The 16,201-nt window shown below is 62.7% G+C and carries 17 protein-coding genes; 7 read left to right on the top strand and 10 right to left on the bottom strand.

Annotated features, from left to right (window positions below; translation table 11 throughout):
* Positions 1–36 precede the first annotated feature (36 nt).
* On the top strand, positions 37–2,145 hold the full coding sequence (locus tag B7Y43_RS07525; RefSeq protein ID WP_374131009.1) for a transglycosylase domain-containing protein: 2,109 nt from the start codon (positions 37–39) through the stop codon (positions 2,143–2,145).
* Here the strand turns inward: B7Y43_RS07525 and B7Y43_RS07520 are convergent.
* The 3 genes from B7Y43_RS07520 to B7Y43_RS07510 are packed head-to-tail and all read right to left on the bottom strand — an operon-like array spanning position 2,121 to position 3,825.
* Positions 2,121–2,795: a M48 family metallopeptidase gene (locus tag B7Y43_RS07520; RefSeq protein ID WP_374131008.1), complete on the bottom strand. Its 675-nt coding sequence runs from the start codon at positions 2,793–2,795 to the stop codon at positions 2,121–2,123. The genes B7Y43_RS07525 and B7Y43_RS07520 overlap by 25 nt on opposite strands.
* Positions 2,792–3,226 carry a YcgN family cysteine cluster protein gene (locus tag B7Y43_RS07515; protein ID WP_374131007.1) on the bottom strand — a complete coding sequence of 145 codons (435 nt, stop codon included), beginning with the start codon at positions 3,224–3,226 and terminating at the stop codon, positions 2,792–2,794. The genes B7Y43_RS07520 and B7Y43_RS07515 overlap by 4 nt, the downstream gene beginning before the upstream one ends.
* Positions 3,223–3,825: an SCO family protein gene (locus B7Y43_RS07510; RefSeq protein WP_374131006.1), complete on the bottom strand. Its 603-nt coding sequence runs from the start codon at positions 3,823–3,825 to the stop codon at positions 3,223–3,225. The genes B7Y43_RS07515 and B7Y43_RS07510 overlap by 4 nt, the downstream gene beginning before the upstream one ends.
* Before the next feature lie 85 nt (positions 3,826–3,910).
* On the opposite strand from B7Y43_RS07510, the gene B7Y43_RS07505 reads away from it, so the two are divergent.
* Positions 3,911–4,528 (top strand): ankyrin repeat domain-containing protein, encoded by a 618-nt coding sequence (locus B7Y43_RS07505; protein ID WP_374131005.1) that lies wholly within the window; start codon positions 3,911–3,913, stop codon positions 4,526–4,528.
* On the opposite strand, the gene B7Y43_RS07500 is transcribed toward B7Y43_RS07505, so the two are convergent.
* On the bottom strand, positions 4,523–5,203 hold the full coding sequence (locus B7Y43_RS07500; RefSeq protein ID WP_374131004.1) for an HAD family phosphatase: 681 nt from the start codon (positions 5,201–5,203) through the stop codon (positions 4,523–4,525). The two genes, B7Y43_RS07505 and B7Y43_RS07500, sit on opposite strands and share 6 nt — an antisense overlap.
* Positions 5,200–5,868: a YggS family pyridoxal phosphate enzyme gene (locus B7Y43_RS07495; RefSeq protein ID WP_374131096.1), complete on the bottom strand. Its 669-nt coding sequence runs from the start codon at positions 5,866–5,868 to the stop codon at positions 5,200–5,202. Before B7Y43_RS07495 ends, B7Y43_RS07500 begins: the two co-directional genes overlap by 4 nt.
* A 21-nt stretch (positions 5,869–5,889) precedes the next feature.
* On the opposite strand from B7Y43_RS07495, the gene B7Y43_RS07490 reads away from it, so the two are divergent.
* Positions 5,890–6,438 carry a thiamine phosphate synthase gene (locus B7Y43_RS07490; RefSeq protein ID WP_374131003.1) on the top strand — a complete coding sequence of 183 codons (549 nt, stop codon included), beginning with the start codon at positions 5,890–5,892 and terminating at the stop codon, positions 6,436–6,438.
* Positions 6,439–6,442: 4 nt separating this feature from the next.
* On the opposite strand, the gene B7Y43_RS07485 is transcribed toward B7Y43_RS07490, so the two are convergent.
* Positions 6,443–7,171: a hypothetical protein gene (locus B7Y43_RS07485; RefSeq protein ID WP_374131002.1), complete on the bottom strand. Its 729-nt coding sequence runs from the start codon at positions 7,169–7,171 to the stop codon at positions 6,443–6,445.
* Between the two features lie 200 nt (positions 7,172–7,371).
* Here B7Y43_RS07485 and B7Y43_RS07480 point away from each other — a divergent pair, with 200 nt between their 5' ends.
* From B7Y43_RS07480 to holA, 4 genes are read left to right on the top strand one after another with little or no spacing between them, the layout of a single operon-like run.
* A complete protein-coding gene (locus tag B7Y43_RS07480; protein WP_374131001.1) occupies positions 7,372–7,806 on the top strand; it encodes a DUF3576 domain-containing protein in 435 nt (144 codons plus the stop codon).
* Between the two features lie 10 nt (positions 7,807–7,816).
* Positions 7,817–10,339 carry a leucine--tRNA ligase gene (gene leuS, locus B7Y43_RS07475; RefSeq protein WP_374131000.1) on the top strand — a complete coding sequence of 841 codons (2,523 nt, stop codon included), beginning with the start codon at positions 7,817–7,819 and terminating at the stop codon, positions 10,337–10,339.
* On the top strand, positions 10,336–10,851 hold the full coding sequence (lptE, locus tag B7Y43_RS07470) for an LPS assembly lipoprotein LptE (RefSeq protein ID WP_374130999.1): 516 nt from the start codon (positions 10,336–10,338) through the stop codon (positions 10,849–10,851). Before leuS ends, lptE begins: the two co-directional genes overlap by 4 nt.
* Complete coding sequence (gene holA, locus B7Y43_RS07465) at positions 10,848–11,867, top strand: DNA polymerase III subunit delta (protein WP_374130998.1); 1,020 nt, start codon at positions 10,848–10,850, stop codon at positions 11,865–11,867. The genes lptE and holA overlap by 4 nt, the downstream gene beginning before the upstream one ends.
* 136 nt (positions 11,868–12,003) lie before the next feature.
* On the opposite strand, the gene B7Y43_RS07460 is transcribed toward holA, so the two are convergent.
* From B7Y43_RS07460 to mnmG, 4 genes are read right to left on the bottom strand one after another with little or no spacing between them, the layout of a single operon-like run.
* Entirely contained in the window at positions 12,004–12,915 is a 912-nt protein-coding gene (locus B7Y43_RS07460) for a ParB/RepB/Spo0J family partition protein (protein WP_374130997.1), read from the bottom strand.
* Complete coding sequence (locus B7Y43_RS07455; protein WP_374130996.1) at positions 12,912–13,703, bottom strand: ParA family protein; 792 nt, start codon at positions 13,701–13,703, stop codon at positions 12,912–12,914. Before B7Y43_RS07455 ends, B7Y43_RS07460 begins: the two co-directional genes overlap by 4 nt.
* Positions 13,700–14,314, bottom strand: a complete 615-nt coding sequence (gene rsmG / locus B7Y43_RS07450) for a 16S rRNA (guanine(527)-N(7))-methyltransferase RsmG (protein WP_374130995.1) — start codon at positions 14,312–14,314, stop codon at positions 13,700–13,702. The genes B7Y43_RS07455 and rsmG overlap by 4 nt, the downstream gene beginning before the upstream one ends.
* Positions 14,311–16,149, bottom strand: a complete 1,839-nt coding sequence (gene mnmG, locus B7Y43_RS07445) for a tRNA uridine-5-carboxymethylaminomethyl(34) synthesis enzyme MnmG (RefSeq protein ID WP_374130994.1) — start codon at positions 16,147–16,149, stop codon at positions 14,311–14,313. The genes rsmG and mnmG overlap by 4 nt, the downstream gene beginning before the upstream one ends.
* Positions 16,150–16,201 lie beyond the last annotated feature (52 nt).

The raw sequence follows: 16,201 nt of genomic DNA, 5'->3' as shown, positions 1-16,201 counted from the left end.
TTCATGGCAAACTGGTCCCTTTCCCGCATCCCGCCCATGTGGCGCCGCCGTTTTGTGCTGGCGGTGCAGATTTGCGGCGGGCTGTTTGCGCTGGGGCTGATCGGGCTGATCACCGCCGTTTATGTCGCCAAGGCGCAATTGCCGAGCTTTGACGAGCTGAAATCTTCCCCCAATGGCCAAACCATCCGGGTGCATGCCGCCGATGGCACGGTGATCGTTTCGCTGGGGCCAAGCTATGGCGACTGGCTGCCTTATGATCGCATCCCCGCCGTGATGCGCGATGCGACCGTATCGGTTGAGGATCGACGCTTCCGGTCGCATCCCGGCGTCGATCCGGTTGCCTTGCTGCGGATCACGCGCTTTGCCATCGTCAATCGCGGCAATGGACGGCGCTTGCAGGGTGCATCGACGATCACCCAGCAAGTCGCGCGGACGATCTTTCTGTCCAATCGCTATACCTTTGGCCGCAAGCTGCGCGAAATGGTGCTGGCGCTGGCGCTGGAGCGGCAATTCACCAAGGACCAGATCCTCGAACTATACCTCAACAAGGTCTATTTCGGCGGCGGCGCTTACGGCATCGATGCCGCATCGCGCCGGTTTTTCGGCCATGGGGCGGATCGTTTGAGCCTGTCCGAAGCCGCAGTGATTGCCGGCCTGGTCAAGGCGCCATCGCATTATTCCCCCACTGCCGATGCAGAGGCAGCGATTGGGCGGGCCGGGGTCGTCATCGGCATCATGCAGGAAACCGGCGCGATTACGGCCGAACAGGCCGCCGCAGCCGATCCGTCATCGGTCAAGCTCGCCCCCGAACCAAAGCAGAATAGCGTCCGCTACTTCACCGATTGGGCGCTGCCCCAGCTGGAAACGCTGATCGATGAAACGACCCGCCCGCTTGAAGTGTGGACCACGCTCGACCTTCCGATGCAGCGCGCCGCCGATGAAGCGATCCGCGGTGCCGCGCCAAAAAATGCGCAGGGCGCGCTGATCGCGCTCGATCGTGACGGCGCGGTACGATCGATGGTGGGCGGCAAGGATTATGTCGCCTCTATTTATAACCGATCGACCCAGGCGGTGCGCCAGCCGGGATCATCGTTCAAGCTGTTCGTCTATCTTGCCGCCCTGGAAGCCGGCCACCGCACCGAAGAGATGGTGACCGACGAACCCGTCACCATCAATGGCTGGAGCCCGCGCAACAGCTCAGGTCGCAACGCCGGCGACGTCACGTTGCGCACGGCCTTTGCTTATTCGATCAACACCGTTGCAGCTAAATTGGGCCAGGAAATCGGCTTTTCAACCATCGCGGACATGGCCCGACGCTTTGGTATCACCACGCCTGTGGATACCCATCCCGCGATGGTGCTGGGCACCGCCGATGTCCGGCTGATCGACATGACTCGCGCCTTTGCCTCGGTCGCGAACAAGGGTGTCGCGGTAACGCCCTATGGCATTACCAAGGTGACCGCCAATGGCGTGACCATCTATGCGCATGAAGTCGATCGTTCGCAGGTGCTGGTCGCGCCCAGCGTCGCGGCACAGATGACCGATCTGCTGCAGACCGCCGTCAATACCGGAACCGGCCGCGCCGCGCAGATCGGTCGTCCGGTCGCTGGCAAGACGGGCACGACGACATCGAACAAGGATGGCTGGTTCCTGGGCTTTTCGAGCGGGCTGACAACGGGCGTCTGGATGGGCCGTGACGATGCCCGCACCGTCCCCGGCCTGCAGGGCGGCACCGCCCCCGCGCGCGCTTTTGCTGCGTTCATGAAAGTCGCGGTTGCCCGCCGCCCGGTTGAACAGTTCGAAACCGCCGTCACCCTGCCAGAAGAGGGTTTGGCCTTTGATGAACAAAGCTATTTCGGTGCACCCGACAACGGCTTGTTCATTGATGCCGATGGCAATCCAGTCGACCCAGCGGACGCGCCGCCGCGCGATGGCAGCCTGGTCAATCCCGATGGCGGGCCGATTGACGACAATGGGGCGCCCGTCGATGAAGGCGATCGCCCGCCGGCTCAGCAGCTCGATCAGGCCTGGCTAGACCGTGTTCTTGGCCGATCATCCGGGCCACGCCCGGCGCAGCCTCCGGCACCCGCACCAACCCGAGCCCCACCGCCAGACCGGACTCAGGAGTCGCGACCCAACCAGTGAAGCGCGGCGCCGTGGCGGCGCAGCCAGATCCGCGCGGTTGCCGCATCCTCGCCGACCAACCGATCGACCAGCGCGTGAAAAGCGGGACTGTGGTTCATCTCAACACGGTGCGCCACTTCATGCGCCACCGTCGCTCGCCGCACCCGATCGGGCATCAGGATCAATCGCCAGCTATAGCGGATCACGCCGCTTGACGCGCAACTGCCCCAACGACCGCGCGGGTCACCAATCGCAACGCGGCTCACTGAAACACCCAGCCGCGCGGCAAATTCGTCGGTTTCGCGGGTGAGCAAAGCAAGCGCTTCACGCCGCAACCAGGTGGCGATCCGGCGCGGCAGCCCCTCGATCGGGCCGCCGCAATGAAGCGCGTCGTCAAGCCGGACAATCCGCCGGGGGGCAGCACCGTCCCAGCAAATCGTGACCATAGCATCGCCGATCGGCAGGATTGCGCCGGGCACAAAGGGGCGCGGCACCGGCAGTTTCGCGCACTGTTCAGCGATCCATTCGCCATGGTCCTCTGCCCAGCGTAACGCCGGGGCAAGTGCCGCGCGTTTCGGAATTGTCAGGCGGACCTTGCCGGTTGCAGGATCGACGCTCAACCGGGCCCGGCGCGCGCGCGGGTGGCGGACAACGTCAATCCCGCCGCTCATAATTCCTGATCGATCAGATGATGCTCTAGCTCGCCTGCATCATCTTCCGATATCGTCCGCCCGCGTACCGACATGCCGGCCCGGTGAATCGAATCGCGATCACCCGATACCAGATAATGCCAGGCTGGCAGCGGCAGGCCATCCTCACGCAGCCGATAGGCGCAGCTGCTCGGCAGCCAATCAATCTCCGCCAGCTTTGCAGGGGTCAACCGAACACATTCGGCGACATAGGCGTGGCGATGCTTGTAATTGGAACATTGGGCGGTGGTGCGATCGAGCAGCCGACACGAGACATTGGTGGGCAGCAGCTCACCCGTCTCCTCATCCTCCAGCTTGTGGACGCAGCATTTGCCGCAGCCGTCGCACAGCGCCTCCCACTGGGCACGATCAAGCTTGTGCAGCGGGGTATCTTCCCAGAATTTGCCCGTCATCGTGCCCATCGCTCAATATCGGCGACCATATCAGCCGGGGTCTTGTCCTGCGGCAACAGCGCAAGCGGCTTGCCGTCAGGACTGAACAAATAGGCCTGGCGGCTGTGATTGACGATGTACCCGCCATCGGGCCGCTTCGCCTCGGCCTGGGAATAGATCGCGAATTCATCCTTCACGGCCTTGATCTCGGCGGGGCTGCCGGTGAGCCCGACCAACCGGGGATGAAAGGCGGTGACGAATTGCTTCAAGACCGCCGGCGTATCGCGCTCTGGATCGACGGTAATGAAGATCGGTACGATGCGCGCCGCCAGCGCTGGATTGCTCTTTTCCAGGCTGTGCATGGCAAGCGCGATATTCTGCACATCAACCGGGCACACATCGGGGCAATAGGTATAGCCGAAATAGATGATCCGATATTGGCCAGCGAAGTCGCGATCACTCACGCTTTTGCCATCTTGATTGGTCAGCATGAACGGCCCGCCGATCCGGGCACCGGCAAGCGGTGGCTGGGCATTTTGCGCTGCGGGCTTTGTCGGCGAACAAGCAGCCAGCACCCCGGCAAACAACAGGAGGGAGATTAGACGCAATTTCTCGTTCATGGCGGAGCCAGCCATGATCTGTTATCAGGCGGGGTGCAAGTGGTGCAGCGCACCATGACAAAGGCAACAGGGATTTGATGCAATCATGATGGCAATGGTTCGGTTGGCGGCGCTGGCGATGCTTGTGATGATGTCCGGCGTTGCGCTGGTTAGCCCAGCGGCGGCGCAGTTATCGCAATCACCGGGGTCTAAATTCCTGTCAGCGGTGAAGGAAGAAAAGAATAACGAAGTGGTTGCAGCCCTGAGCGTTGGCGGCGCGACGGTCGTCAACACCCGCGATTTTTCTAGCCGCGAAACCGCCCTCCATATCGTCGCCAAGCGCGGTAACCTGCTGTACACGCGATTTTTGCTGCAAAAGGGTGCTGACCCGAATTTGCGCGACATTAAGGGCAATACCCCGCTGATGGTTGCCGTTAGCGGTGGCTTTGCCGATTTGATTGCACCGCTTGTTGCCGCCAAGACCAATGTGAATCAGGGCAATGATAGCGGTGAAACCCCGTTAATCCGTGCCGTGCAGCGCCGCGACCTGGCCATGGTCCGCGAATTGATCGCGGCGGGTGCAGATCCGGATCAGGCCGATTCGCTCGCGGGGAAATCAGCCCGCGCCTATGCCGATGAGGATACCCGCACGCCGGCGTTGGCCCGGCTGTTCGTCGACATTCCCAAGCGCCAACGCCGCGCTGTTTCCGGGCCGACCCTATAGCGGCAACGCTGGCCCGGTGATGATCCGGGCAACCTCGCCAAAATCATGCGCGATGTCGTGAACACCGATCTGACGCAGGACCCGTTCATGATCGCGCGCGCAGTGCATGCCCGCGCATAGCCCGATGACATGCGCCCCAGACGCCACAGCGGCAGTGGCACCAACTGGCGAATCCTCAAGAATAACGCAGTGCTCGATCGCCACGCCAAGCGCGCTGGCCGCGTGGAGATACAGATCGGGCGCAGGCTTGCCACGGCTGACATGTTCCCGGCCGCTGAAGATCATCGCGCCGAAATCATCGCGCAGCCCGATATGCTCCAAATGGCGGCTGATCCAGCGGGTCGAACTCGACGACGCGATCGCGCGCGGCAAATGAGCGGGCAGTGACTGAACAAAGCCGATTGCACCCGCGACCGGATCAATCCCCTCTGCCATGACGCGCGCATCCTCGGCCGCGCGGGCGGCGTGAAAATCGTCGGGCAACGACCTGCCGATCCATTTTTCCACAGCGGCATGAAAGTCCTGGTCTGCCAGTCCCATGAACTGGGCCATGGATTGCTCAACCGTTGTCGGATGCCCGGCGCGGCTCAAATAATCGGCGATCTGGCGATTGCCGACATATTCGCTGTCGATCAGCACGCCGTCAAAATCGAAGATGATACCGGCGAATTTCATCCACGTTCCCCAAACAGCGCACTGCCAACGCGGATATGCGTGGCCCCGATCGTAATTGCCGTTTCATAATCGCTCGACATGCCCATGCTGAGCCCGGCAAGCCCATGATCGCGCGCCAGTTTGGCGAGCAGGGCGAAATAGGGCGCGGGTTCGATCATCGCCGGGGGAATGCACATCAACCCCGCCACCGGCAGTTCAGCCGCGCGCGCCTGTGCAATGAGCGCGGCGAGCGCGGCGGTTGGTACCCCGCCCTTTTGCGGCTCATCCCCGATATTAACCTGCAGGAAGCACGCCGGGCGTCGGCCCGATTTGTCCATCGCGCGTGCCAAAGCCGTTACCAGCGAAACCCGGTCGACCGAATGAATCGCATCGAACAGCGCCACGGCCGCCTCTGCCTTGTTCGATTGCAGCTGGCCAATCAAATGCAGCGCAAGCCCGGGCGTCTCTTCGCATAAGGCTGGCCATTTTTGTTCAGCTTCCTGGACCCGATTTTCGCCAAAGACGCGTTGGCCAGCTGCAATGAGCGGGCGCACCGCATCAGCAGGATGCGTCTTTGATACCGCGATCAACATGGTCGCGTCGGTGGGTCGCCCGGCCTGCGCCGCGGCGCTCGCCATCGCGGCGCAGATCTGGGCAAGGCGGTGGTTGGGGTCGCTGTCGTGCATCGCCGTGCTATAGTCAGGGTGATGCGCACCCGTCACCCCAAGATTCCCACCCAATGGCTGATGACGGATGAGCGGATGGCGGATGGCCTTTGGGCGGCGCTTGACCGGGTGCCGCGGGGCGGCGGCATCATCTTTCGGCATTACAGCCTGGATCGTCAGGCGCGCCGGGCATTGTTCGACGATGTACGCCGAATTGCGCGGCGGCGGCGGCTGACCTTATTGGTGGCCGGGAATGACGGATGGGGCTGGGGTAGCGATGGCACGCACGGACGATCGGCGCGGCAACGTCACGGGATCAAAAGCTGGCCCGCCCATAATGCTCGGGAAATCATCGCCGGGCGGCGCGCGGGTGCCGATATGATCCTGGTCTCGCCGATTTTTGCCACCCGGTCGCATCCGGGCGCTGCGCATCTGGGGATTGTGCGCGCCGCCGCGCTCGCAAAGCTTGCGCCGGGCCGCGCCATTGCGCTGGGTGGTGTAGGACACCGCCAGGCAAGACGTCTGGCACAAGCAGGATTTCAGGGTTGGGCCGCAATCGACGCGTGGCAATCAATCGAGAAAAACGCCTAACGGCTTAGAAGCGCAGCGCCGTGCCGATATACACAGCCTGACTATCGCGCCGGTTATCAGTCAGCCGTTCAAGCCGGTTATTATTTTCGCGCTTGTACCGCAGGCCAGCCGTCAGATCGATCTGGCGCGACAGCGAATAAGAGCCGCCAACGTCAATCGCCATGCTGGGATCATCCGACACCAGCTTGGGCGAGTCGGCAAGCGGGCGATCAGCCGTCGCCCTGATCCGCGCCGATGCGCGCGTACCGGTATAGCTGAGGCCCAACCCCACTGATTCGCGGCTACCCGGTACCCCGCCTAAATCAATCCGCGCGACATCACCTGACAGGGCAAACCGCTTCCACCCCACCGAAACGCCAAGATTATAAGCGATTGGCACCAGGCCAATACTCGAATCAGGCGTAAGCTCGACAGCGCCGACGCGCTGAGACTGACGCGAGGCAAGCGACGTGCGCGCGCGCACTGCGACGGTCACCGGGCGGCTGCTATTGCGGCGCGATTCGGAGGGCGTGAAGCGGAAATCGCGTTCATCCAGGCCACTGCGCGCCAACAGCGCGGCAAGTTTTGGATCGGCGGACGCCGGCGTAAAGGTGGAAATGCTGCGGCTTGTCAGCGCAGGATCGCTCGGCGACAGGCGATAGCCCGAATCCGGCGCGCCGAACGCTGGCGCAACCACACCGGCGACGATAAGCGCCCCCAGCAGCTGTGCAGCGATGATTCGACGCTTGATCACAAAAACCCCTTCACGCTCCATATAGCGGGTATCATGTTTCTAACCAGCCATGCCACAGGCGGAAATCACTTTATGGAGAGAGTGTTGCATGTTGCCCACAACTTTGCCTGGCGCGCTGCCGCACGGCCCGTGCTTGCGGCTGGCGCGATACCATCTATAGATGCCGTCCAGACCCATTTTATTCGTCCAGGGAATAGCCGATGACCCGCCTGTTGCGCACCGCGATTGTGGTTTCGCTCGTCCTGCCGCTCGTCGCATGCGGCGGCGGCAAGGACCGCCCCCGTACTGATCTTGCCGCCTCGCAAGTCACCACGATTGGCGTCAACAGCTATTTGTGGCGCGCCTCGCTCGACACGATCAGCTTCATGCCACTGCTGCAAACCGATTCAAATGGCGGCGTGATCGTTAGCGACTGGTATGCCAATCCAGCCTCCCCCGCCGAACGCATGAAGGTGACGATTTCGATCCTTGATCAGGATCTGCGCGCCGATGCGCTGCGCGTCGCGGTGCTGCGCCAAATCAACCGCAATGGCCAATGGGTCGATGCGCCGGTGCGCGCGGCAACCGCGCAGAAACTGGAAGACATCATCCTGACGCGGGCACGCGACCTGCGGCGCGCCGCCATCTCCGGCTAAAGGAACGATCATGGCGTCGCGCTTCAACGCGCTGAAGGCGGACGCGGCCTGGCAAGCGGTCTGGGATGAACGCCAGACCTTCGCCGTCAAGGCCGGGGCCGCAGCGGGCGACGATCATCGTCCGCGCTCTTATGTGCTTGAGATGTTTCCCTATCCGTCAGGGCGCATCCATATGGGGCATGTCCGCAATTACACGATGGGCGATGTCCTGGCGCGCTACCGCCGAATGATCGGCCATGATGTGCTCCATCCCATGGGGTGGGACGCGTTTGGCATGCCCGCCGAAAATGCCGCGATGGAAAAGGGCGTCCACCCCGGCGATTGGACCCGCGCCAACATCGCCAACATGAAACGTCAGCTCAAGCAATTGGGCTTCGCGCTTGATTGGTCGCGCGAGCTGTCGACCTGTGAGCCCGATTATTATGGGCATGAACAGGCGCTGTTCCTTGATCTGTTCGCAGCCGGGCTGGTCTATCGGCGGGAATCGGCGGTCAACTGGGATCCGGTCGACATGACCGTGCTCGCCAATGAGCAGGTGATTGACGGGCGCGGCTGGCGGTCGGGCGCCTTGGTCGAGCGCCGCAAACTCAGCCAATGGTTTTTGAAGATCACCGATTTTGCCGACGAGCTGCTCGACGGTCTCGGCACGCTTGATGCCTGGCCCGACAAGGTCAAGCTGATGCAGGAAAACTGGATCGGCCGCAGCCAGGGGCTGGCCTTTCGCTTCGCCTTGTCCAATGGCGATGCGGTCGAAGTGTTCACCACCCGGCCCGACACGATTTTCGGCGCGAGCTTTGTTGCCGTCGCCGCCGATCACCCGATCGCCCAGGCCGCCGCACAACAAGACCCGCAAGCCGCCGCCTTTATCGAGCGGTGCCGGTTGGGCGGCACCACTGCGGCGGAGATTGAAACCCAGGAAAAGCTGGGCTTCGATACCGGGCTGACGGCGACGCATCCCTTTGATCCAACGTGGCAATTGCCGGTTTACATCGCCAATTTCGTGCTGATGGATTATGGCAGCGGCGCGGTTTTCGGCGTGCCCGCGCATGATCAGCGCGATCTCGATTTCGCGCGCAAATATGCACTGCCCGTCACCCGCGTCGTCTCCGACGGCGATCAGGACTCACCGATATTTGCCGGCGACACCGCCTATACCGGTCCCGGCACGCTGGTAAATTCGCATTTCCTCGACGGCATGGATATCGAGGATGCCAAGCGCACCGTGATCCAGCGCGCCGAGGGTGAAGGCTGGGGCACCGGGCGCACGATCTTCCGCCTGCGCGACTGGGGCGTCAGCCGCCAGCGTTATTGGGGCACCCCCATCCCGATCATCCATTGCGATGCCTGCGGTGCGGTGCCGGTGCCGCGCGATCAGCTGCCGGTCGTGCTGCCCGACGATGTCAGCTTCGACATTCCCGGCAACCCGCTCGATCGCCATCCAAGCTGGAAGCATGTTGCCTGCCCCAGTTGTGGTGCCGCCGCCCGGCGCGAGACCGATACACTGGACACCTTCGTCAATTCATCCTGGTATTTCATCCGCTTCGCCAGCCAGCCAAGCGACAAGCCGTTCGACAAGGCAGAGGCAGAGGCCTGGCTGCCGGTTGGCCAATATATTGGCGGTGTCGAGCATGCGATCCTCCACCTGCTCTATGCCCGCTTCTGGACGCGCGCGCTCAACCATATCGGCCAGCTCAATGTCGTGGAGCCCTTTGCCGGGCTGTTCACGCAAGGCATGGTGACGCACGAAACCTATAAGTCCGCCGAAGGACTTTGGCTTTCGCCCGAGGATGTCATTGCAGCGGATGGCGGACTGGTCACGCGCGACGGCGGCGCGCCCGTCACCGTCGGCCGCGTCGAGAAAATGTCCAAATCCAAGAAGAATACCGTCGATCCCGAGCCGATCGTCGCGCAATATGGCGCGGACGCGGTGCGCTGGTTCATGCTGTCGGACAGCCCGCCCGAACGCGATCTGCCCTGGAGTGAATCGGGGATTGAAGGCGCATGGCGCTATGTCCAGCGGCTCTGGCGGCTGTTGCAATCGGAAAGCGGCGGCGACGGCCGCGATGTCGCGCTTGATCGCAAGCTGCACCAGACAATCGCGGGCGTGGCGGGCGATATCGAGGCGCTCAGCTTCAACAAGGCGGTGGCGCGGCTGTATGAACTGACCAATGCGATTGATCGCGCTGCGCCATCGGCGTCGCGCACCGACGCCATTCAGGGGCTGCTGAAATTAGTGTCGCCAATGGTGCCGCATATCGCCGAGGAAGCCTGGGCGGCGATGGGCGGCGAAGGCCTGATTGCCGATGCGGCATGGCCAGTCGTTGACCCGGCCTTGCTGGTGGTGGATGAGGTAACAATCGCCATCCAGATCAACGGCAAGCTCCGCGATACGCAAATTGTCGCCAAGGGCATGTCACGCGAAGCGGTAGAGGCAATGGCGATGGCCAATCCGCATGTGCAGCGGATCTTGGCAGGTGCCACACCGAAAAAGGTAATCGTCGTGCCTGATCGATTAGTGAACCTCGTCGCATGAGGCGGCTGCTCACCCCGGCATTACTGCTGGCGCTGCTCGCGGTACCAATGGCGGGCTGTGGCCTGCGCCCGCTTTATGCTGGCGGCGGCGGCGGGCGGGTTGCGGTGGCATTATCGCAGGTTGAAGTCGCGCCGATCGCGGGCAAAGCAGGCTATCTGGTCGGCAACGCCATTCGCGATCGGCTGGTCAGCAACAAGGGCAATCCGCCGCTCTATCGCCTTGAAATCAAGCTGGATGACAAGATTATCGGGCTGGGCGTGCGCAGCGACGACACGATCACCCGCGAACGCCGCACGCTGCGCGCGCGTTATCAGCTGATCGATCTGGCCAATGGTGCGGTGCTGCTTGATGCGACCGCTGGGTCTGATGCCGGTGTTGACGTCGTCGGTTCCGAATATGCGACAATTGCGGCAGAGGATACCGCGCTGGAGCGGCTTTCGGCGATCGTCGCCGACCAGATTGTCGCTCGCATGGCGCTATATGCAGAACGGACGAGCCAAGCCGGATCGTGAAGGCGACCGCCAACCAACTGCGTCAAGCGCTGGACAGCGCCAATCCGGCGATCCGTTTCTATCTGCTGCACGGACCCGATGAATCGGGCGCGCGCGATCTTGCGCTGCGGCTGGCGCGCGCGATGGGGACAGATGCCGAGCGAGTCGATCTGGACGGCGCCAGCCTGAAGGCCGATCCCGGCCGCCTCGCCGCCGAAGCCGCCTCACTCTCGCTGTTCGGGGGCGCCCGGCATATCCGGGTGACCGCGCTTGGCGAGGAAAGCCTTGATGCCGTGGCGATGTTGCTCAGCGCGGCGCGCGCAGGGAATCCGGTGGTCGCGATCGCCCCAACGCTGAAGACCGCCGGCAAGGTCGTCAAACTCGCCTTGGCTGCGGATAACGCGCTGAGCTTTGCCTGTTACCCGCCCGAAGCGGCCGATGCTGACCGCCTTGCCGCCGCCATCGCCAGCGAACATGGGCTGCGCACAACCGGTGGCACCGCCAGCCGCCTGTTTGCCGCCAGCGGGGGCGATCGCGCGGTGTTGACGCGCGAAATTGAAAAGCTGGCGCTTTATCTCGACGCCGCGCCCGAACGTCCGGCAACGCTCGACGATGCCGCGATCGACGCGGTCGGTGCCGATTTGGGGGAAGCCGAAATGGCCCTCGCCATCGAAGCCGCCATTGGCGGCGATGCGGCACGATTGGGCAGCGAGCTCGCGCGCCTCAATGAAGCAGGGGTGTCGATGGTGCCCTTGGTGCGCGGCTTGGTGCGTCGGCTGATGACGCTTTCAGAATTACAGGCAGAGGTGGCTGCCGGCGCATCAATCGCCAGCGTGATTGAGGGGCCACGCGTCTTCTTCAAGGAAAAGGCCGCAACCGGTCGCGCGCTCCGCCACTGGACGCCGCAACGCCTGAGCGGGGCGATTGACCATTTGCGCCAGGCCGAACGTGGCATGATGGGCGCCGCAACCGCCGGCAGCATCATTGCCGAAGCAGCCTGTCTCGCTGTGGCGCGCGCAGGGCGATCCGCGCGTTAGAGTTTGATAACTTTGGTTTTGACCAACCGAAACTCCGTTCGCCCTGAGCGAAGTCGAAGAGCATGCGAAGCGCTTGGGCTTCGACTTCGCTCAGCCCGAACGGGTATAACGCTGAAGCGACTAACGTCATCACGCGTTAGAGCTTGTCGCCGCTCAGCCTCTGGCAAATCATGTCGAGTTGATCGAGCGTCGAATAGCCAAGCGTCAGCGTGCCGCCCTTTGCGCTGAATGCGATCCGGACGGACAAGCCGAGCAGATCGGCGAGCTGATTTTCCAGCGCGGCAATATCGTGATTGGGCCCTTGATCAGCTGATCGGTCTCCTCGACCCGTCGCCGGCTTGGCGGCACGGGCCAGCTTTTCGGTTTCGCGCACCGATAATTGCTTCGCGATCACGTCGCGCGCCAGGGCTTCGACATTCGCTGCCCCGATCATCGCGCGGGCATGGCCCATGCTCAGCTGGCCTTCGACGACCAGCGTCTGGACCGGCGCGGGAAGTTCAAGCAAGCGCATCAGATTGGCGACATGGCTGCGCGACTTATGGACGATCTTGGCCAGCGCTTCCTGGGTATGGCCATAATCGCCCACCAGCCGGGCATAGGCTTCCGCCTCTTCGATGGCGTTCAGATCCTGGCGCTGGATGTTCTCGACAAGCGCCACTTCGAGTGTCTCGGCGTCGTCGAAATCACGAATGATCACAGGGACTTCATGGAGCCTCGCGCGCTGGGCCGCACGCCAGCGCCGCTCCCCGGCGACGATTTGAAATCCCTTGCCCAGCGGGCGGACGACGATCGGCTGGATCAGCCCGCGCGCGGCGATGGAATTGGCAAGCTCGTCAAGCGCTGCTTCGTCAAAGCGGCGGCGCGGCTGACCGGGGTGCGGGGTCAGTGAACCAACCGGCAACATCCGCAGACCAGGTGTGGTCACAGCACCGGGGGCGACGGGCTCTTCGCGTTGGATATCGCCCATCAATGCGCTCAGCCCACGGCCGAGGCCAGGCCGCGCCTTGCGCATGGACGGCACGGTTGCAGTAGTGGCTTCCTCGGTCATGCGGCTTGGGCATCCCTGGGTGCAGGCTTGGGCAAGCGCGCGATCAATTCGCGGGCGAGCGCAATATACGCTTCCGAGCCCGGGCAGCGGTGATCATAGATCAGGGCGGGCAGTCCGTGGCTGGGGGCTTCCGACAAGCGGACATTGCGGGGAATGACCGTATCGAAAACAACCTTCCCCAATACCGCGCGGACATCTTCAGAAACCTGCTCGGTCAGGCGGTTACGGCGATCATACATGGTGAGGGCAACACCCAGGATCGACAAGCCGGGATTGAAACGCGTGCGGATCCGCTCGACGGTGTTGAGCAGCTGGCTTAACCCCTCAAGCGCGAAAAATTCGCATTGCAGTGGCACCAGCAATGAATCCGCGGCGACCATTGCATTCATCGTCAGCAACCCAAGCGATGGCGGGCAATCAATCAGCACGACATCCCAACGATCGCCCGCGCGCGAAAACACCTTGTCGAGCCGGTGGGTGCGTTCATCAAATTCAACGAGCTCGATTTCCGCGCCCGAAAGATCGACGGTTGCGGGGACGATATCAAGATTGGGCACGCGGGTGGCGATGTAGCTGTCCTCGAGCGCAGCCTCCCCGATCAACAGATCATAGGAAGAGCGGTCTCGATCAGCGCGGTTAATGCCCAGGCCGGTCGAACAATTGCCCTGCGGATCAAGGTCAATCAGCAGAACATGCATCCCCGTCGCCGCCAGCGCAGTGCCGAGATTAATCGCGGTCGTCGTCTTGCCGACGCCACCCTTCTGATTCGCAATCGCAATGCATTTCATCGGCGGGCGATACCCTTTGCAGTGATGATCAGCGAGCTTGGTTCGGTAATGCTCTGTTCCACGTGAAACGATCCATGCCACGTCCGGCGGGCAGCTTCCACCTCTTCCGACGCGCGCGGCCCTTTTGGCAACAACCAGAGTGTCTTTGTTGTGGACAAATGCGCGCCTGACGCCAGCAATTCAGGGAGTGCGGCAACCGCGCGCGCGGAAATAACCGCACCAGCGCCGCGATATTGCTCTGCACGCGCCGTGACGACGGTCACTTGATTGCTTAGGCCCAGGGTATCAACCGCCGCTTCCAGAAACAGCGCCCGCTTGCGGCGGGGCTCGATCAAGGTCACAGGCCGGTCGCTCAACACCGCCACCACAAGCCCCGGAAAACCAGCGCCGCTGCCGATATCAATCCATGGACCTGGGTGTTTGGCGGCGAGCGGAATCAACTGGGCCGAATCGACAATATGGCGGGTCCACAACGCATCAAGGCTCGATGCCGAAACAAGATTCTGTATGCCAGCTTCCGCCGTGATCAGCTCGGCAAAGCTCGCAAGCGATGTTTCACGTGAAACATCAAAATGCGTTCGGACCCAATCCCTGGCATCGTCTTCGGTCATGCCGCGATCCGCCGGGCATGCAGCAATATCGCCGACAAGGCGGCGGGCGTAATCCCGCGTATCCGCCCCGCCGCTGCCAGTGACGCGGGCGCCGCCACCGTCAACCGCTCGACCATCTCGATCGACAGCCCAGGAATAGCGGCGAAATCCAGCGATCGCGGGAGCATCATCGATTCATCCCGCCGCAGCTGTGCAATCTCACTATCCTGCCGCTCTAGATAAGGCGCGTAGCGAGCATCTTCGACAATTTCTGCTACCAGCGCAGGATCGAAACAGGCTGAAACAGCAGGGGCCACCTGCGCTATTGTAACGCCCGGAAACCGCAACCAGTCATAGGCGGATCGCTGCGCCCCATCATCGACAATCGCCGCGCCGCGCGCGATGAGCATTCTGCTTGGGAGCACTTCCTGAAGCGCCAGCCCGATCTCCGACCGCGCAGCCTCGCGCGCGGCGACATGAGCACGACGCAAAGGCCCCAAGCTCCCAGCTGCGGCCGCGATCCCACCGAGCCGTGTCTCGGCATTATCCGCCCGCAACCGCAGGCGATATTCAGCCCGCGCCGTCAGCATGCGATAGGGCTCGGTAATGCCATGAAGGACCAGATCATCAATCATGACGCCAAGATAGCTGCTCGCCCGATCAAGAATGACCGCCGAAGCCCCAAGTGCATGACCAGCGGCATTAAGCCCGGCCAGTAACCCCTGCCCCGCCGCTTCCTCATACCCCGTCGTGCCATTGATCTGGCCGCAGCAAAATAGCCCCGGCAGCGCCCTGAGCTCGAGCGAGGGATCAAGCGCACGCGGATCGATATGGTCATATTCGACGGCATAGCCGGGCGTCGCGATCTCGGCCTGCTCAAGCCCGGCGATGGACTGGATCATCCTGTGCTGCACGTCGGCTGGCAATGATGTTGAAATGCCGTTGGGATAGACCAAGTGATCATCAATACCCTCTGGCTCCAGGAATATTTGATGACCATCACGATCGCCAAAGCGGTGGATCTTGTCCTCGATTGAGGGGCAATAGCGCGGACCCGCTGCCCCGATCGCTCCGCTAAACAAGGGAGAGCGATCAAGTGCGCCACGGACAATGTCGTGGGTCGTGGCATTGGTCCGGGTGATGGCGCAGAATAGCTGTGGCAATTGGCGCGTGCCGCTCATCGGCGACATGGTCCAGCCTTCGGAATCCGACGGCTGCTCATCGAGCACCGCCCAGTTGATCGTCCGCCCATCCAGCCGCGGCGGCGTTCCCGTCTTTAGCCGCGCCATTGGGAGATCGAGCCCACGCAGCTGCTCCCCCAGCGTCGTCGCAGCGCGCTCGCCCCAGCGACCGCCCTCATCCCGGCTTTCCCCGCAAAACAGGCGGCCACCCAGAAAGGTCCCCGTTGCGAGCACAACCGCCCGCGCCGTCAGCTCACGACCATCCGCCAGTACAACGCCGTGAAGCCTCCCGCCGGTAACGCGCAAAGCAGCGGCCTCTCCAGGGACGATTTCAAGCTTATCCTGGTCCGCCAGCATCTGCTGGATCGCCTGCGCATAAAGTCGACGATCGGCCTGGACTCGTGGTCCCTGAACCGCTGTCCCCTTGCTGCGATTCAGCATCCGGTAATGGATACCGGCAGCATCGGTCGCCCGCGCGATGAGCCCGTCAAAGGCATCAACCTCGCGCACCAAATGGCCTTTGCCGAGCCCACCAATCGCTGGATTGCAGGACATCGCGCCAATCCGCGCGGGATCAAAGCTGACTAATGCGGTACGTGCGCCTCTTCGCGCAGCGGCGGCCGCTGCTTCGGTGCCCGCATGGCCCCCACCCACCACGATGACATCATAATCCATAGGCTATGTCCGCTAAGTGGTGCGGGCGCGCGAGTCAAAAGCGTTCCACGTG

Source organism: Sphingomonas sp. 28-62-20, assembly GCF_002281505.1.
Note: the sequence above shows the minus strand (reverse complement) of the source record. Positions and strands in the feature narration are given on the sequence as shown.